The 15,932-nt window shown below is 64.5% G+C and carries 17 protein-coding genes and 2 pseudogenes; 8 read left to right on the top strand and 11 right to left on the bottom strand.

Features of this window, described 5'->3' with window-relative positions:
• Window positions 1-90: 90 nt before the first annotated feature.
• From AB3L03_RS21750 to AB3L03_RS21730, 5 genes are all read left to right on the top strand, one after another.
• Window positions 91-345 (top strand): hypothetical protein, encoded by a 255-nt coding sequence (locus AB3L03_RS21750; RefSeq protein ID WP_018453322.1) that lies wholly within the window; start codon window positions 91-93, stop codon window positions 343-345.
• Between the two features lie 672 nt (window positions 346-1,017).
• Window positions 1,018-2,160, top strand: coding sequence for a type III PLP-dependent enzyme (locus AB3L03_RS21745; protein WP_018453321.1), 1,143 nt, complete (start codon window positions 1,018-1,020; stop codon window positions 2,158-2,160).
• Between the two features lie 132 nt (window positions 2,161-2,292).
• Window positions 2,293-2,880: a GNAT family N-acetyltransferase gene (locus AB3L03_RS21740; protein WP_026232510.1), complete on the top strand. Its 588-nt coding sequence runs from the start codon at window positions 2,293-2,295 to the stop codon at window positions 2,878-2,880.
• A 144-nt stretch (window positions 2,881-3,024) separates the two neighbouring features.
• Window positions 3,025-3,414 carry a RidA family protein gene (locus AB3L03_RS21735; protein WP_368507020.1) on the top strand — a complete coding sequence of 130 codons (390 nt, stop codon included), beginning with the start codon at window positions 3,025-3,027 and terminating at the stop codon, window positions 3,412-3,414.
• Between the two features lie 48 nt (window positions 3,415-3,462).
• Window positions 3,463-4,905 carry a homospermidine synthase gene (locus AB3L03_RS21730; RefSeq protein WP_368507019.1) on the top strand — a complete coding sequence of 481 codons (1,443 nt, stop codon included), beginning with the start codon at window positions 3,463-3,465 and terminating at the stop codon, window positions 4,903-4,905.
• Between the two features lie 207 nt (window positions 4,906-5,112).
• Here AB3L03_RS21730 and AB3L03_RS21725 read toward each other — a convergent pair whose 3' ends face one another.
• The 10 genes and pseudogenes from AB3L03_RS21725 to AB3L03_RS21680 all read right to left on the bottom strand — a co-directional run bounded on the left by AB3L03_RS21725 (window position 5,113) and on the right by AB3L03_RS21680 (window position 12,402).
• On the bottom strand, window positions 5,113-5,448 hold the full coding sequence (locus AB3L03_RS21725) for a hypothetical protein (protein ID WP_026232509.1): 336 nt from the start codon (window positions 5,446-5,448) through the stop codon (window positions 5,113-5,115).
• Window positions 5,449-5,570: 122 nt separating this feature from the next.
• Window positions 5,571-6,590: a WD40 repeat domain-containing protein gene (locus AB3L03_RS21720; RefSeq protein WP_368509065.1), complete on the bottom strand. Its 1,020-nt coding sequence runs from the start codon at window positions 6,588-6,590 to the stop codon at window positions 5,571-5,573.
• Window positions 6,590-7,633 (bottom strand): GTP-binding protein, encoded by a 1,044-nt coding sequence (locus tag AB3L03_RS21715; protein ID WP_368507018.1) that lies wholly within the window; start codon window positions 7,631-7,633, stop codon window positions 6,590-6,592. The genes AB3L03_RS21720 and AB3L03_RS21715 overlap by 1 nt, the downstream gene beginning before the upstream one ends.
• Before the next feature lie 54 nt (window positions 7,634-7,687).
• The gene (locus tag AB3L03_RS21710; protein WP_368507017.1) at window positions 7,688-8,551 is read right to left on the bottom strand and encodes a metal ABC transporter substrate-binding protein; all 864 of its coding nucleotides are present in this window, start codon (window positions 8,549-8,551) and stop codon (window positions 7,688-7,690) included.
• A gap of 5 nt (window positions 8,552-8,556) precedes the next feature.
• Window positions 8,557-9,426: a metal ABC transporter permease gene (locus AB3L03_RS21705; RefSeq protein ID WP_007597190.1), complete on the bottom strand. Its 870-nt coding sequence runs from the start codon at window positions 9,424-9,426 to the stop codon at window positions 8,557-8,559.
• A gap of 6 nt (window positions 9,427-9,432) precedes the next feature.
• The gene (locus AB3L03_RS21700) at window positions 9,433-10,188 is read right to left on the bottom strand and encodes a metal ABC transporter ATP-binding protein (RefSeq protein WP_247284733.1); all 756 of its coding nucleotides are present in this window, start codon (window positions 10,186-10,188) and stop codon (window positions 9,433-9,435) included.
• Window positions 10,189-10,190: 2 nt separating this feature from the next.
• Window positions 10,191-10,427 carry a hypothetical protein gene (locus AB3L03_RS21695; RefSeq protein WP_039798633.1) on the bottom strand — a complete coding sequence of 79 codons (237 nt, stop codon included), beginning with the start codon at window positions 10,425-10,427 and terminating at the stop codon, window positions 10,191-10,193.
• 43 nt (window positions 10,428-10,470) lie between these two features.
• Entirely contained in the window at window positions 10,471-10,971 is a 501-nt protein-coding gene (locus AB3L03_RS21690; RefSeq protein ID WP_368507016.1) for a hypothetical protein, read from the bottom strand.
• Window positions 10,968-11,577 (bottom strand): annotated as a pseudogene (locus AB3L03_RS21685) (permease). Before AB3L03_RS21685 ends, AB3L03_RS21690 begins: the two are co-directional and overlap by 4 nt.
• A gap of 228 nt (window positions 11,578-11,805) precedes the next feature.
• Entirely contained in the window at window positions 11,806-12,402 is a 597-nt protein-coding gene (locus AB3L03_RS21680; protein ID WP_007615200.1) for a superoxide dismutase, read from the bottom strand.
• 238 nt (window positions 12,403-12,640) lie between these two features.
• Between AB3L03_RS21680 and AB3L03_RS21675 the strand changes: the two genes are divergently transcribed.
• The 3 genes and pseudogenes from AB3L03_RS21675 to AB3L03_RS21665 all read left to right on the top strand — a co-directional run.
• Complete coding sequence (locus tag AB3L03_RS21675) at window positions 12,641-13,168, top strand: GNAT family N-acetyltransferase (protein WP_085350708.1); 528 nt, start codon at window positions 12,641-12,643, stop codon at window positions 13,166-13,168.
• A gap of 82 nt (window positions 13,169-13,250) precedes the next feature.
• Window positions 13,251-14,636 (top strand): MATE family efflux transporter, encoded by a 1,386-nt coding sequence (locus AB3L03_RS21670; protein WP_368507015.1) that lies wholly within the window; start codon window positions 13,251-13,253, stop codon window positions 14,634-14,636.
• A gap of 51 nt (window positions 14,637-14,687) precedes the next feature.
• Window positions 14,688-14,759, top strand: a pseudogene (locus tag AB3L03_RS21665) (DUF2147 domain-containing protein); the annotation flags it as partial.
• Between the two features lie 4 nt (window positions 14,760-14,763).
• Here AB3L03_RS21665 and AB3L03_RS21660 read toward each other — a convergent pair.
• Window positions 14,764-15,903, bottom strand: a complete 1,140-nt coding sequence (locus AB3L03_RS21660) for a DUF3095 domain-containing protein (RefSeq protein ID WP_368507014.1) — start codon at window positions 15,901-15,903, stop codon at window positions 14,764-14,766.
• Window positions 15,904-15,932 lie beyond the last annotated feature (29 nt).

Here is a 15,932-nt window from a genome sequence, read left to right as displayed (position 1 = left end):
CGCGATAGGGCTTTTTTGGGCCGTTTGCCCTTGCTCCCGGCTGCCTTTTCGGTGAGATTGCGGCCCTCCAAGCCTAGGACCCCTGAGCTCATGAACGCGACCTCCTCGTCTTCCCGTCGGATCGTCTGGCCGAGCGTCATCACCGTCGTCAGCGCCGCCATCCTGATCGGCGCCGAGGTGTTCGGCGCGGCGTTTGCCGGCGGCTGGGCGCTCGCGATCCTGTTCGGGCTGGGCGAGCAAGGCACGCACATCCTTCAGGCCACGCTGTTTGCGCTCGGCGTGCTCGTGATGACGGCCTTCATCCGCGCCGCTCAACGCGTCGAGCCGTTCACGAAGCGCGGCTGAAGCGCGGACGCTCGCGAGTGACGCGCGCCGCGCAGAAAACTTAACGCGCGTTCATCTTTCGCGTCGCGCGCGCAACACTGCGCAAGCAGATGTTAGGCAATTCTGTTCGCAGCCTAAAAAATCTCTTGCGAAGCAGAGTCAAAACACTTATGTGCGGATTGCCCAATTTCGCACGTGCCTGTGGTCGTGTGTCAGTCGGTAGGTATCCGGACAAGAGGCCGGACAGCCGCCAAGGGGTGAAGAAGCCGAGGGGCTCTTCGGAAGTGTGGAAGTCGGAAGGCTCATCGCCGGAAGACGAAAGCAAACCCGGAGCGTCCAGCATCTCTCTCAAAGAGATGCCTTGTCGAAGGTGACTTTGCTCTTTGCAACCGTGACTGGCAGCCGGAGGCGAACCGGCGCACCCCGCTCTCAACGGGGGACGCGACTTAAAGCAACGACGGATCGGGCTTTTTTGGTCTCTACCGGCAGTCCAACGCCGGCGCGGGCTACTGAAAAGGCTTGTCCTTCATTGCCAGGTGTGCGGGCGGGAACATTCCCAACCAATCCACGGCAGCACAGTCTGATGTGAGTCTTTGGCTCGTCGCGCCTCCATCGCGCGATCTGGCCGGAGCGCTCTTATCCGACGTCATTTTTTGAACGGATCCCCGTCGCTGGGCCGTTTGGGAGAGTGCTATGACCGACCGTATCCAGGAATTCCTGCGCAACCGCCGCAGCGAGGGCCTCGACACCGAGCCGTGCCTCGTCGTCGACCTCGAAGTCGTGCGCGACAATTACCAGACCTTTGCCAAGGCGCTGCCCGACAGCCGCGTGTTCTATGCCGTCAAGGCGAACCCGGCGCCGGAAGTGCTGGCTTTGCTCGCCTCCATGGGCTCCTGCTTCGACACCGCGACGGTCGCCGAGATCGAGATGGCGCTGGCCGCCGGTGCGACGCCCGACCGCATCTCCTTCGGCAACACGATCAAGAAGGAGCGCGACATCGCGCGCGCCTTCGCGCTCGGCATTCGGCTGTTCGCGGTCGATTGCGCCGCCGAAGTCGAGAAGGTCGCCCGTGCCGCGCCCGGCGCAAAGGTGTTCTGCCGCATCCTCTATGACTGCGCCGGCGCCGAATGGCCGCTGTCGCGCAAGTTCGGCTGCGACCCGGAGATGGCCGTCGACGTGCTCGACGTTGCCAAGCGTCTGGGCCTGGAGCCGTGCGGCATCTCCTTCCATGTCGGCTCGCAGCAGCGCAAGGTGAAGGCGTGGGACCGTGCGCTGGCAATGGCCTCGCAGGTGTTCCGCGACTGCGCCGAGCGCGGCATCAACCTGACCATGGTCAACATGGGCGGCGGTTTCCCGACCAAGTACCTGAAGGACGTACCGCCGGTGGTGACCTACGGGCGCTCGATCTTCCGCGCGCTGCGCAAGCACTTCGGCAACCAGATTCCGGAGACCATCATCGAGCCGGGCCGCGGCATGGTGGGCAACGCCGGCATCATCGAGTCCGAAGTCGTGCTCATCTCGAAGAAGAGCGACGAGGACGAGGTGCGCTGGGTTTATCTGGACATCGGCAAGTTCGGCGGTCTCGCCGAGACCATGGACGAGTCGATCCGTTACGCCATCCGCACCCCGCATGACGGCGCGGACATGACGCCGTGCGTGCTCGCGGGCCCGACCTGTGACAGCGCCGACGTGCTGTACGAGAAGAACCCGTATCCGCTTCCGGTGACGCTCGAGATCGGCGACAAGCTGCTGATCGAAGGCACCGGGGCCTATACGTCGACCTACTCGGCGGTGGCTTTCAACGGCATCCCGCCGCTGAAAACCTACCACATCTGATCCGCCTCGCGTCTGAGGCCTGACGAACCCGGGAGCCGGCTTGCCGGCTCCCTCCCTGACATTTCGATTTCTGACGACGCCTTGAACCGGCGTGCTTTGCGCACGTCAGTTTCAAGCGGGGACTGACGCGCCATGACTGCTCTTCGGAAGACACAAATTGACCCCACTTCGAAAGCCGCTCCGTTCGCGATCCGTGCGGAGCGTGCTGTCGACGTTGCGATGCGTGAAGCGCTGCTCGATGCGTCCTTTGGCGAGAACCGCCATGGCCGTACCTGTCAGCGCCTGCGTGACGGACGCGCACCCGCTGCCGGCCTTGCGCTGGCCGCGATGCGCGAGGGGAAGCTCGTGGGAACCGTGCGGCTGTGGCACGTCAGCGCCGGAGGCAGGCCCGCTCTGGTCCTCGGACCGCTGGCAGTGGACCCTGCCTGCCGCGAGCTCGGGATCGGCGCCGCGCTGATGCAACAAGCGCTGGCTGCCGCCCGGGCGCGCGGGCATGCCGCCGTGATCCTGCTCGGCGATGCCCCCTATTACGCCCGCTTCGGCTTCTCGGCCGCCAACACCGGCGAGCTGTCGCTGCCCGGTCCGTTCGAGCGCGACCGCCTGCTGGCGATCGAATTCACAACAGGCGCGCTGGACGGCGCCGCCGGGATGATCGTCCCGACTGGTGCGGCCCTGCCCAAACGAAGGGTAGTTCGCGCCCTCCAGGCGCGCGCGGCTTAAGGGATCGCCATGATGGCGACGACCTAGCCGCGTTAAGCGGCAACGCCCGGCTGTGCCTGCGTTAAGCTCCATTCCTTTGGGGTTGCGCAGGCCGGCAAATTGCGTAAACCCCACGAAATTCCTCTTCAGTCGAGGCCTACGACCATGTCCCGCCGCCTGATTTCCACCGGCTCCCCGTTCGAGAAGACCGCCGGCTACAGCCGCGCCGTGATCGACGGCGAGTTCGCCTTCGTCGCGGGAACCACCGGTTACGACTACACCACCATGACGATGCCGTCCGATGTCACGAGCCAGTCACGCAACTGCTTCAAGACCATCGAAGCTGCCCTGAAGGAGGGTGGCTTCGAGATGGCCGACATCGTCCGCGTGACCTACTACCTCACCAACATCAAGGATGCGGACGCGCATTTCGCGGTCTGCGGCGAAGTCCTCGGCGAGATCCGCCCGGCCGCCACGCTTCTCGTCGTCTCGGCGCTCTACAAGCCCGAGATGAAGGTCGAAATCGAAGCCACCGCCAAGCGCCGCAGCGCCTGAGCCATCCCTCACCATTTGTTCGCCAGCACGTTCCGGAGAAACCATCCCATGAGCCCCGCCTCGCAGATCTACGCGAAGATCACTGGTCCCATCGTCATGGTCGGCTTCGGCTCCATCGGCAAAGGCACGTTGCCGCTGATCGAGCGGCATCTCGATTACGACAAGTCGCGCGTTACCGTGATCGACCCAAAGGACGAGGGTCGCAAGGCTCATTGCGAGAAGCACAATGTGCGCTTCATCCAGAAGGGCGTGACCAAGGACAATTATCGGGAGTTGCTGACCCCGCTGCTCACTGAGGGCGGCGGCCAAGGCTTTTGCGTCAATCTCTCGGTCGACACCGGCTCCACCGACATCATGGAGCTCTGCAACGAGCTCGGCGCTCTCTATATCGACACCGTCAACGAGCCCTGGCTCGGCTTCTATTTCGACTCCTCGAAAGGCCCGGAAGCGCGCTCCAACTACGCCCTTCGCGAAGCGACGCTGGCCGCCAAGAAGGCGCGCCCTGCGGGGTCGACGACGGCCGTCTCCTGCTGTGGTGCCAATCCCGGCATGGTCTCGTTTTTCGTCAAGCAGGCGCTGCTCAACGTCGCCGCCGATCTGAAGCTCAATGCCCCCAAGCCGAAGACAAAAGCCGAATGGGCGGACTTGATGCGACAAGCCGGCATCAAGGGCATCCATATCGCCGAACGCGACACCCAGCGCTCCAAGAAGCCGAAAGAGCCCGATGTCTTCGTCAACACCTGGTCGGTGGAAGGTTTCCTGTCGGAAGGCGTGCAGCCCTCCGAGCTCGGCTGGGGCACCCACGAAAAATGGATGCCCGAGAATGCGCGGACTCACGAAGCCGGCTGCGGCGCTGCCATCTATCTGATGCAGCCCGGCGCCAACACGCGCGTGCGCACCTGGTGCCCGACCCGCGGCGCGCAGTATGGCTTCCTTGTAACCCACAACGAGTCGATCTCGATCGCTGACTATTTCACCGTGCGCGACGCATCGGGCACGGCGGTCTATCGGCCGACCTGCCACTATGCCTATCATCCGGCTGACGATGCCGTGCTGTCGCTGCATGAAATGTTCGGCCGCGCCGCGAAGATGCAGGAAAAGCACCACATCCTCGACGAGAACGAAATCGTCGACGGCATCGACGAACTCGGCGTGCTGCTGTTCGGCCATGACAACAATGCCTACTGGTACGGCTCGCAGCTCTCCATAGAAGAGACCCGCAAGCTCGCGCCCTATCAGAACGCCACCGGCCTGCAAGTGACCTCCGCCGTGCTCGGCGGCATGGTGTGGGCGCTGGAAAACCCGAACGAGGGCATCGTCGAAGCCGACGAGATGGATTTCGATCGTCTGCTGGAAATTCAGCTGCCGTATCTCGGGCCGGTGAAGGGTTTTTATACCGACTGGACGCCGCTGACGGACCGTCCGGGACTGTTCCAGGAGGACATCGACACTAGCGATCCCTGGCAGTTCCGGAATGTTCTGGTGCGGTGAGGCGGCGTCGCGCCACGGCCACTGCTGTCATGCGACCCGGCTACGCCAAGGCTTAGCCGAGGTTGAGGTCCAGGCGCGCCGAACTTTAGCGTAAGCGGCAGGCGGGGCATCCAGTACGCCGCAGCATCTCCGTATCCACGCACAGCCTCTGGAATACTGGATCGTCCGCCTTCGCGGACGATGACAGCACCCGCGTAGATGCAGAACCTACTTCCTCTCGATCGGCGGCGCGATCTTCTCGGCTGGGGCTGGCGGCAATGCTGGTTTCGCCGCGCCGGCAGCGCCCTGCGTCTGCGGTTCGGGCCGCGCGGGCTCTGGGGCGGGCGTGGTCGGCCGGTCGCCGCCGGGCTTGGCTTCCGCGGGCTTATTCTGATCGTCGGACGGCGTGCCCTGAAGGGGTTGCGTCGCTTGGGCTGTCTGCATCCGGGTCTCGGCGCGGATTTGCGCCAGCGACATGCCTGACACCACGACGCCTGCCGCGAACAGCGAGCAGGCGACCATCAAGTCGAGCTTCAGTCTGCGCTTGTCATATTGGCCGGGCATGTCGATCACCGCCTTTGTCTGCGGGATCAACGAAATTGCCGCTCTGCGGTTCCCGCCCGTGGCGGCCGGAACTCGACGGCTGCGCGCCACATGGCCCCATCCACGGTCGGAACGATGACAGATTAAAGCTCGAGCAGGCCGCCATCACCATTTTCGTCGGCGAACGCCAACAGCGTCCCCTTCGCGTTCCAGGCGAGCGCGGCGACTGCGGGCGTGCCGTTGCGGCGGACGAGGATCTCGGCGCCGTCCTCCAGACGGACCATCAGCACGGTGCCGTCGCTGTAGCCGGCGGCGAAGATGTCGTTCCTGGGGTGGCAGGCGACGACCGACACGCGCGCCTGCAGCGGCGCGAGCATCGCTGGCTCCTTGCCCATCGGGCCATCCTTGCCAGCGAACGGCCACAGGATCACCGTGTCGGCGCCCGAGGTCGCCAGCGCCTTGCCGCCCGCGCTCCACGACATCGAGCGGACGCGGCTGGGATAGCCGGTCATGCGCATGTGCCTGTTGTCGGCAAGCCGCCAGCCGTGCAGCGCCGATTCGTGCATCGTGGTGACCAGGAATTTGTTGTCCGGGCTAAAGGTGACGCCGAGATGCGAGCCGGCCCAAGGCAGGAATTCGGCCGACCCCGCCATGTTGGGAAACCACAGCGTCGCGCCGTTGTAATGGGCGATCGCGAGACGCTGGCCCTTCGGCGCAAACGCGAGGCCGCCGACGGTCGAGGGCACCTCGAGCGACTTCTCCTCGCTCTTGCCGCTCTTGAAGAAAGCAGTCTTGCCAGCCGACCAGGCGTAGGCACCGTCCGGATGCAGCGCCACCGCATCGATCCAGCGCCGTTTCGGGTCGGTCGCAAGCAGCGTCACTTCGCCTTCGGCCTCGAGCGACACGACTTTTCCATCGTCGCCGCCCATCACGAGGCGCTTGCCGTCGGAGGCGGCCGAGAGAATGCCGCCGCTGTGCACGGCGATCTTGCTGATCTCACCCTGGCTATCCACGAGCGCGACATTCTCCTCGCCGCCGACGAAGGCGGCGCGGTTGCCAAGGAAATGCACGGAGGTCACGACCATGCCGAGCGCGAGCGGTTTGACGCGCTCGGTGACGGAGACGATCGAGGCGGAATCGGCGGGTGGCGTAAACTCTTTCATCACGAGACGATGCAGCTCTCAAAACCCTGGCGAATTAGGTCTTGCGGCAATTCGCGACCGATGAAGACGAGGCGGCTCTCGCGCGGCTCGCCGTCCTTCCATTTGCGCTGGTGGTTGCCCTCCAGCATCATGTGGACACCCTGAAAGACGTAGCGGTCATCATCGTCGTGGAAAGCAAGGATGCCCTTGGAGCGCAGGATCTTGCCGCCCTCCACCTGCACCAGGTTCTGAAGCCAGGGCATGAACACGTTCGGATCGAGCGGCTTGTCGGTCTTGAGTGACAGCGACTGCATGTCCTCGTCGTGATAGTGCTTCAGGCCGTGGCCGTGATCATGATTGTGATGATGGTCGTGATGGTGATGATCATGGTCGTGGTCATGATCCTCGGCATTCAGGAAGTCCGGCTCGATGTCGAGGATGCGGTCGAGGTCGAAAGCGCCGCGGTCGAGCACGTCCGCCAAAGCCACCGAGCAGCGCTCGGTGCGATGCAGTTTCGCATAGGGATTGATGGCGCGGATGCGGGCCTCGACCTCGGCAAGTTCTCCCTTGGAAACGAGATCGATCTTGTTCAGCACGATGACGTCGGCAAAGGCGATCTGGTTCTTGGCCTCAGGTGCATCCTTGAGGCGGTCGGATAGCCATTTGGCGTCCGCAACCGTGACCACCGCATCGAGGCGCGCGTTCTTCTGCACGTCCTCGTCGACGAAGAAGGTCTGGGCGACGGGGGCCGGATCGGCAAGACCGGTGGTCTCGACGATGATGGCGTCGAACTTGCCCTTGCGCTTCATCAGGCCTTCCATGATGCGCACGAGATCGCCGCGCACGGTGCAGCAGATGCAGCCGTTGTTCATTTCGAACACTTCCTCATCGGCACCGATGATGAGGTCGTTGTCGATGCCGATCTCGCCGAATTCGTTGACGATGACGGCGTATTTCTTGCCGTGGTTTTCCGACAGGATGCGGTTCAACAGCGTGGTCTTGCCCGCACCGAGATAGCCGGTCAGGACGGTCACGGGAATTTTTGGGGCGGTCGCTTCAGACATAACAACTCCGGACTTCGGGCTTTTCGCGCGACGCGAGGCGGGGTGGCCCCTGCCCTAGTGGTCAAGCGCACTGGTCAGGGCCTTTATATTGTGCCTGACCATATCAATGTAAGTGGGTGCAGGCCCCTTTTCGCCGGTCAAACCGTCCGAAATCAGGGTCCCGCCGACTTTTGAGCCGGTCTCCGCCGCGATCCGCCGGATCAGCCGGTCGTCGCTGATATTTTCCAGGAACACGGCGGGGATTTTTTGGGCCTTGATCTGGCCGATGATGGTGGCGATGTCCCGCGCGCTGGGCTCGGTTTCCGTGGAGACGCCCAAGGGCGCGATGAACTGGACGCCGTATTCGGCGGCTAAATAGCCGAAAGCGTCATGGGTCGAAATCACCTTGCGACGCTCCTGCGGGATCTTGGCCACGGCTTCGCGGACCTCGCGGTCGAGCGTTTCGAGCTTTTCCAAATAGGCCTTGGCCTGGGCGCGGAAGAACTCCGCATCGTCAGGGTCGACCGCGGCCAGCGCATTGGCGATGTCGGTGACGTAGATTTTGGCGTTGGGGACCGACTGCCAGCCATGCGGATCTGCGGCCGAGCCGAGCTTGAGCGGCGCGATGCCGGCGCTCACGATGACCACCTGCGCCTTGCTGCCCGAGGACTGCACGAGCCGTGGCAGCCAGCCCTCGAGACCAAGCCCGTTGACGATGACCAGCTTTGCGTCCGCGATCCGCTTCGCATCGCTTGGCGCGGGCGCGTAGACATGGACGTCGCTGTCGGCCCCGACCAACGTCGTCAGATTGATCCGGTCGCCGCCGACATTACGGACGAAGTCGGCCAGGATCGAGAAGCTCGCGACGACCTTCAGTTGCTCAGCGGCGTGCAGCGGCGAGGCGATCAGCATAAGCACACAAAGCAGGATGCGCCGCATCGCTATCACGCTTCCAAATGCCGGCCGGGAAACAGCTGCCTAACGACGCCGCCGACCCGGCCGAACAGGACGGAGACGGTGTAGAGCGCGCTCGCCACCAGAATGATCGCAGGGCCCGACGGCACACGGGTCTGGAACGACAGCACGAGACCTGCATAGCCGGACACGGCGGCAGCGACGACCGCGATGCAGATCATGACGGTGAGATCGCGCGACCAGAACCGCGCGATGCCGGCCGGCAGGATCATCAGGCCGACCGCGAGCAGCGTGCCGAGCGCCTGAAAGCCGTTGACGAGGTTGATCACGACCAGCGCGAGGAAAGCGAGATGCGCAGGCCCGCCGGCCCGGCTGACGGTGCGCAAAAACAGCGGATCGACGCTTTCGATCACCAGCGGACGGTAGATCACGGCGAGCACCAGCAGCGTGACCGTGGCGTTGAATGCGACGACCAGCAGCGTCTGGTCGTCCATCGCGAGAATATTGCCGAACAGCACGTGTAGCAGGTCGATATTGGTGCCCTTGATCGAGACGATGGTGACGCCGAGCGCCAGCGAGGCCAGATAGAAGGTCGCGAGCGAGGCATCCTCCTTCAACCCGGTCGAGCGCGCGACGAGGCCTGCGAGGATTGCGACGGCAAAACCTGCGATCAGGCCTCCGGCCGTCATCGCGAACAGATTGAGACCGGAGAGCAGGAAACCGACAGCGGCGCCGGGGAGGATTGCATGTGCCATGGCGTCGCCGACCAGGCTCATCCGCCGCAACATCAGGAACACGCCGATCGGCGCACCCGCGAGCGACAGCGCGATAACGGCCGCGAGCGCACGTCGCATGAACTCGAATTCGGTGAACGGGCCGATCAACGCGTCATAGAGCATCGGATATCAAGCCGCCCGTGAGCGGGCATCATCGGCCGAGCAGGCGGCGGCGCTGTCGTCGAAGGCTTCGCACATCCGCATCGCCACCATCAGGTTTTCCGGCGTCAGCACCTCCGCCGTCGGGCCCCACGCCACGGGGCCGCGCGCCAGCACCAGCGTCTCGCTGAAATGGGTGCGCACCATCTCCATGTCGTGCAGTGCGGCGAGCACTGTGCGGCCCTCGCCATGCCAGTGCTTCACCAGCGTCAGCAGATCAGCCGTGGTCTTGCTGTCGATGGCGTTGAAGGGCTCGTCCAGCACGATCAGCCGCGCGTCCTGGAGCAGTACGCGCGCGAACAGCACGCGCTGCATCTGGCCGCCCGAGAGCGTGCCGATTGGGCGGTTTTCGAAACCGTTGAGGCCAACGGAAGCGATCGCGCGGAGGATCTTTTCGCGCGCCGCCTTGCCGATGCCGCCGAACAGGCCGGTCCCACGCCACAGCCCGGTGGCGACGAAGTCCAGCACCGAGATCGGGAAGCTGCGGTCGATCTCCGCACTCTGCGGCAGATAGGCGATATCGCGGCTGTCGAGCCCGCCGAGATGGATGCTGCCGTCGAGCGGCCTGAGGATGCCGACGATGCCCCGCAGCAGCGTCGACTTGCCGGCGCCGTTCGGGCCGATCACGGCCAGCAGCGCGCCCGGCGCGACCTCCCCATTGAGGTGGTGCACGGCCGGATGGCGGTCATAGCCGAGCGTAACGTTGTGGAAATGCAGCGCCGCCATGGTCACCTCATCGCCAGGAAGACCACGCCCCAAAGCACGGCGCAGACCGCGAGCGCGGCCGCGAGACGGGCGGCCATCGTCATGCGCAGGATCGACCAGTGCGCCGCCTGAGCCGGATGCGGAGAGGCCGCACCGTGGACATGTGCGTGGGTGTGATCGTGTCCATGCGAATGCCCGTCGTCATGGGAATGGCTATGAGCATGATCGCTATGATGGGCTTGGGACGCGGCGGGAACCATTCCTGGATGTTATATTATAACATTACAGCTGTCCATGCCGGGCTCAGGGTTTGCCGATCAGCATGGCGATGGCGGCGGCGACGAACGGGAACGGCACCGAAACCGCGCAGCGGAACCAGACGAAACGGGCCGGCATGAACGGAACTTCCCACAAAATCACCCGTTGGAAGGCAAATAGCGCCCAAGCGACGACATAGGCGACCACCTGCGGCACCCCACCACCCGATTTCAGGGCCACCGTCCCGATCGAGAACCCGATTACCGGGCCACCGGGCGTCGCGGCCCCGGCGACCACGGCAGTCGCGACCCCCAGCCAGCCGCTGTCCGGGCCGAGCCAGCCGCTGATCACCTCCTGTGGGATGATAGCGGCGATGTAGCCGGAGCCGATCACCCCCAGCGCGATCCGCGGCACGATGTTGATGAAGTCCATCGAGCCTTCGCGCAGCGAGGCCTTGAACACCGGTGGGCCACGGCGAAAGGCGATCAGGCCAACGCCGAACACCGAACCCCACAACAGGATGTCGATCAGGAGCGCGGCGCTCATGTCTCGTCGTCCTTCATGGCCGGCTTCGGACAAAGCCGGACATAGACGAAGCGGCCGAGCGCGCCTGCGAGCACCGGCAACGGCAGCGAGATGAGGATGCGCCACAGCGTGAAGTCGGTGCCCATAATCGGGATTTCCCAGGCGACCGCCCGGCCATAGCCGATCAAGGTCCAACTCACGACCATGGCGATGGTGGCACCGAAATCGGCGCCGACCGCCAGCAGCGCACTCGCCACGGGATAGGCGGTGAAGGGACCGCCGGGCAGGATCGCGCCGAAGGCGGTGCCGATCAGAAGGCCTTTCAGGCCCGATTTCGGCCCGAGCGCGCGAGACTTTTTCGTGCGGCAGGATCTCGGAGATGAACGCACCGAGCAGGCAGCCGGCCAGCACGCGGGGCAGGATGCCGCCGAACAGCGAGAGATCGTGGGTCAGTATCTCGAGAACACCGTCGGTGCCATCACGCCGCCAGACCAGACCTGCGCTCACCGCCACAAGGGCTGCGATGATGATGGTCGACCAGCCGATCGGCTTGCGCACGCGACCCGGCCGCGGCTCGGATTCCGCGTCCTCGGCGGATGCCGGGTCTTTCGAGGAAGGATCTGACAACGGGCGCGTTCGGCTCGAGGGTGATGCCCGTCCTGCTTAAGGGCGCCGCAGATGCGATGCAAACAGTACGATGACGGGAGCGATGCGCACCTCGCGCAGGGCCATGCGAGGCGAAGTGCGAATTCCGCACAACAAAAAGGCGGCCGCGCCTGCGACCGCCTTTCAATTCCGTCATTCCGGAGCGGCAAAGCCGGCCCCGGAATGCGTGAAGCCCAGGCCTCGTCGAACTCAGGCCTTGTCGAACAGCGACTCGACGTATTCCCAGTTCACGAGGTTCTCGACAAACGCCTTCAGATAGTCGGGACGGCGGTTGCGGTAGTCGATGTAGTAGGAGTGCTCCCAGACGTCGCAGCCGAGGATCGGGGTGGCGCCGTGCACCAGCGGATTCTCGCCGTTCGGGGTCTTGGCAATCTCGAGCTTGCCGTTCTTGACTTGGAGCCAGCACCAGCCGGAGCCGAACTGGCCGACGCCGGCCGCCTGGAAGTCCGTCTTGAACTTCTCGAAGCCGCCGAGGTCCTCGTTGATCTTCTTCTCGATCTTGCCCGGCAGCTTGGTGCCGCCGCCATTGGGCTTCATCCAGCTCCAGAAATGGATGTGGTTGTAGTGCTGGCCGGCATTGTTGAACACCGCGGGGTTCTTGCCGAACGAGCCCTTGACGATCTCCTCAAGGGACTTGCCTTCCCATTCGGTGCCCTTGAGCGCGTTGTTGCCGTTGGTGACATAGGCCTGATGATGCTTGTCGTGGTGGAATTCGAGCGTTTCCTTCGACATGAATTGTCCGAGGGCGTCATAGGCGTAGGGGAGTGGGGGCAGCGTAAAGGTCATGGGTGTTGTCCGCGACTGATGGGGGAACGAGACTTAACGGTCACCCCTTATAGAAGGTTCCGTGGCCGTTAAATACCGCGAATTTTCCAAAAGGCGTGGTGCGGCGGCTTGGCCGGATTGCATAAAATCGTCGCAAGGATGTAGGGCGTTTCAACCAGGCCATAAAATATCATTGCCTTTGAGGTGCTTATGGCAGAACGACACGCACCGACGGCGCGGAGACGCGAAAGAGAGAGCCATGAGCATCGAGATCGACATTTTGAACGGCGACGCCTCCTGGCGGATCGCGGAGCCGCTGCACCAGGCGGTCTTCGGACCTGATATCGTCGGGAAGCAGCCCTGGGCCCACGTCAAATGGGCCAATGCCGACCTGCGCGTTCTGATCGAGACGCCCGAGGATGGTCTCGTCTGCCATGTCGGCATCTATTTTCGCACCGTCACCTGGAACGGGCAGAAGGTTCACATCGGCGGCATCGGCGGCGTCTGCACGCGGGAGGACCGGCGCGGCCGCGGCTATGCGACCATGGCGATCGATGCCGCGGTGCATACCATGCGCGCCAACGAGGCGGTCCGCTTCGCGCTGCTGTTCTGCGAGCCGCACAATGTCGCGTTCTACGAGGCCCGCAGCTGGCTCCCCTTCAAGGGCGAGGTCTATTGCGAGCAGCCGGAGGGGCGGATCCGCTTCACCCACATGGCGCCCTATGTCTGCAACATCGTCAGCGCGCCGACACTCGGCACTATCGACCTCTGCGGCCTGCCCTGGTGAGCCCTGCGTGAGGCGCGGCTGGTGCCGGCGCTGCGCGCCATATAATATGTCGATCATCATCCAATATTCCGCGCGGTGACACATGACGATCGACGCCTCGATAGACGCCATGCCGCCGCCTGCCCCGGTCGCCTCGCCCATCGCCAGCTTGCTGACGGCCCCGATCCTGCCGACGCTGCTGCGGCTCGCGATCCCCAACATGATCGCGATGGTCGGCAGCACGCTGGTCGCGGTCGCCGAGACCTCCTATATCGGCCGGCTCGGCACCATTCCGCTCGCAGCGATCGCGCTGGTGTTTCCATTCGCCATGCTGACGCAGATGATGAGCGCGGGCGCGATGGGCGGCGGCGTCTCGTCTGCGATCAGCCGCGCGCTCGGCGCAGGCGACCGGAACCGTGCGGCGACGCTGGCGCTGCATGCCGCCATCATCGGCCTCTGCGGCGGGCTTTTCTTCACGGTGACGATGCTCGTCTTCGGCCGCTCGTTCTTCGCGCTGCTGGGCGGGCGCGAGCGTGTGCTCGAGGAAGCCAGCGGCTATTCGCAAATGCTGTTCTCCGGCGCGGTCGCGATCTGGCTCGTCAACACGCTGGCCTCGGTGATCCGCGGCACCGGCGACATGCGTCTGCCCTCGATGGCGCTGATCGGGACGAGCGTGCTCCAGATCGCGCTCGGCGGCACGCTGGGGCTCGGCCTGTTCGGCGTGCCGCAATTCGGCATGCCCGGAGTGGCCGCCGGTCAGTTGATCGCATTCACCTGCGCTGCGATCTTCTTCCTCTGGTATCTCTGGTCCGGCCGCAGCCGGCTGCCGCTGGATTTCGGCGCCTTCCATTTTGATCGCGCGTTGTTCTTCGACATCCTCAAGGTCGGCGCGGTCGCCTGCCTGTCGCCGCTCCAGACCGTGCTCACCATTTTGATCTTCACCAAGATCCTGGCGACCTTCGGCACCGGGATGCTGGCCGGTTACGGCATCGGCTCGCGACTGGAATTCTTGCTGATCCCGATCACCTTCGCCTTCGGCATCGCATCGGTGCCGATGGTCGGCATGGCGATGGGCGCCGGACAGGTGAAGCGCGCGCGGCGCGTGGCCTGGACCGCGGCCGGGGCCTCGGGACTTACCGTCGGCCTGATCGGCCTCATCATCGCGCTCGATCCATCCCTGTGGGTTTCGCTCTTCACCAGGGATCCCGGCGTTGCCGCCGCCGCGCACAGCTACTTCCACTGGGCAGGCCCGACCTTCGTGTTCTTCGGCGTGGGCGTGTCGCTGTATTTCTCCTCGCAAGGCGCGGCGCGGGTCGGCGGTCCCGTGCTCGCCTCCACCGCGCGGCTGCTGATCGTCGCGATCGGCGGCGGCGGCCTCATGATGGCGCAGGCTCCGGCCTGGACCCTGTTCGCGCTGGTCGGCGGCGCCATGGCGGTATTCGGGCTGTCGACCGCGGCCTCGGTCGCCTTCGTGCGCTGGGTCAAATAAGCGCAGGTCATTGCACGCAGGCAAATAAACGCGGGAATGTGATTCCATCCGGATTCGCTGCGGGTCGAAGGCTGCGTCGGCGCGCTCTGCGGCGGCGAAACCTGGACGCGGGCGGGGCGCTAGCGCTTCACGCCGTCATCGCCTTCAGCGCCGTCGCCGCCGAGGCGTAGCCGCCCCGCGCGCCGTCGATAAAATGGACGTGATCGCTGCGCAACGCCGACGGGGTGAAGCAGGTCATCATCGCAGCGTCCTGCTGATAGAGGCCGTAACGCACGATGCCGTCGCGCGCGGCAATCGCGAGGCGATCGCTGAGGGCGCGTTCGAGCTCCGGCGTACAGTCGAGGATCATGCGCAGGCCGTCGTCATATTTTCGGAAGTCGGAGTTCTCCACGACCTGCCGTGTATAAAGCTTCGGCACAAAGCCGCCGACTTTGAGATCGAAGCGCATGATCAGATAGACGAAAAGGGTGTAGGCCAGCACGCTGGCGCGGCGTGCGAGCAACGGACCTCCGCGCTTGGTGCGCGCCTCATATTCCAGCCCTTGCGGCGGCCATGTCAGCGGCGGCCCTTGTGGCGGCACGGGACGACCGGCATCCGGGCTGCGCTCGACGAGATGGATGATGTCCTCGATCACGTTGCGGAATGCCGAGGGATCGGCGCCTTGGGCCGGCATGACCAGCACGGACAGGATCAGGCCGCGCGCAGCCGGAATCACCTCGAAGCGGCAGGACAGGCCGGAGAGATCGGGCTGCGTCCCCGCGGGCGCTTCGGTGATCGCAAACTCGCCGCGCTTCATCGCTGCGTCCGCCCAGGCGAGCCCGCCGCCAGAAAACATCGCATAGGACAAATTGGCCGACGGTCCGAAGCGCGCGACGCGCACGTCTAGGCCATGCGCGCGAATGACGCTCACCGGCACCAGCGCGACGCGCATCCGCAAGTCGAGATCTTCCCGCACCCAGGTCGCGGTCGCAGCCAAAGCCTCGCGGGCCAGTTCGAGATCATTAGGCGCGACCGCAAAACTCGCGCCGTCGCCGCCGAACACGAAGGGAAATTCGCGTCCCTCCAATGCATTCGTCACGGCCGCGATCACGGCGGCACCGGCCATGTTCACCGCCTTGTAGCGCTGCGCCGCGATGGCCTTGGTCAGATCCACGATGTCGGCAACGCCGACGCTCCAGTCGTCGGGCAGCGGCGAATACAAAGCGGGGTCCATCAGACTGGTGAAGCCGCGAAAGACCGGAATGCCGCTATAGAACGCTGATGTCATCGGATGATGCCGGATGGTTGGGACGCACG

The sequence above is a fragment of the Bradyrhizobium lupini genome (assembly GCF_040939785.1).
GTDB classification, from domain to species: domain Bacteria; phylum Pseudomonadota; class Alphaproteobacteria; order Rhizobiales; family Xanthobacteraceae; genus Bradyrhizobium; species Bradyrhizobium canariense_D.
Note: the sequence above shows the minus strand (reverse complement) of the source record. Positions and strands in the feature narration are given on the sequence as shown.

What these genes read in the sequence shown, in the direction of transcription:
- AB3L03_RS21750 (WP_018453322.1), top strand. Translation starts at nt 91, where the DNA reads ATGAACGCGACCTCCTCGTCTTCCCGTCGGATCGTCTGGCCGAGCGTC.
- AB3L03_RS21680 (WP_007615200.1), bottom strand. Translation starts at nt 12,402, where the DNA reads ATGACCTTTACGCTGCCCCCACTCCCCTACGCCTATGACGCCCTCGGA.
- AB3L03_RS21660 (WP_368507014.1), bottom strand. Translation starts at nt 15,903, where the DNA reads ATGACATCAGCGTTCTATAGCGGCATTCCGGTCTTTCGCGGCTTCACC.
- AB3L03_RS21695 (WP_039798633.1), bottom strand. Translation starts at nt 10,427, where the DNA reads ATGGTTCCCGCCGCGTCCCAAGCCCATCATAGCGATCATGCTCATAGC.
- AB3L03_RS21740 (WP_026232510.1), top strand. Translation starts at nt 2,293, where the DNA reads ATGACTGCTCTTCGGAAGACACAAATTGACCCCACTTCGAAAGCCGCT.
- AB3L03_RS21725 (WP_026232509.1), bottom strand. Translation starts at nt 5,448, where the DNA reads ATGCCCGGCCAATATGACAAGCGCAGACTGAAGCTCGACTTGATGGTC.
- AB3L03_RS21690 (WP_368507016.1), bottom strand. Translation starts at nt 10,971, where the DNA reads ATGAGCGCCGCGCTCCTGATCGACATCCTGTTGTGGGGTTCGGTGTTC.
- AB3L03_RS21700 (WP_247284733.1), bottom strand. Translation starts at nt 10,188, where the DNA reads ATGGCGGCGCTGCATTTCCACAACGTTACGCTCGGCTATGACCGCCAT.
- AB3L03_RS21735 (WP_368507020.1), top strand. Translation starts at nt 3,025, where the DNA reads ATGTCCCGCCGCCTGATTTCCACCGGCTCCCCGTTCGAGAAGACCGCC.
- AB3L03_RS21705 (WP_007597190.1), bottom strand. Translation starts at nt 9,426, where the DNA reads ATGCTCTATGACGCGTTGATCGGCCCGTTCACCGAATTCGAGTTCATG.
- AB3L03_RS21745 (WP_018453321.1), top strand. Translation starts at nt 1,018, where the DNA reads ATGACCGACCGTATCCAGGAATTCCTGCGCAACCGCCGCAGCGAGGGC.
- AB3L03_RS21720 (WP_368509065.1), bottom strand. Translation starts at nt 6,590, where the DNA reads ATGAAAGAGTTTACGCCACCCGCCGATTCCGCCTCGATCGTCTCCGTC.
- AB3L03_RS21675 (WP_085350708.1), top strand. Translation starts at nt 12,641, where the DNA reads ATGAGCATCGAGATCGACATTTTGAACGGCGACGCCTCCTGGCGGATC.
- AB3L03_RS21715 (WP_368507018.1), bottom strand. Translation starts at nt 7,633, where the DNA reads ATGTCTGAAGCGACCGCCCCAAAAATTCCCGTGACCGTCCTGACCGGC.
- AB3L03_RS21670 (WP_368507015.1), top strand. Translation starts at nt 13,251, where the DNA reads ATGACGATCGACGCCTCGATAGACGCCATGCCGCCGCCTGCCCCGGTC.
- AB3L03_RS21710 (WP_368507017.1), bottom strand. Translation starts at nt 8,551, where the DNA reads ATGCGGCGCATCCTGCTTTGTGTGCTTATGCTGATCGCCTCGCCGCTG.
- AB3L03_RS21730 (WP_368507019.1), top strand. Translation starts at nt 3,463, where the DNA reads ATGAGCCCCGCCTCGCAGATCTACGCGAAGATCACTGGTCCCATCGTC.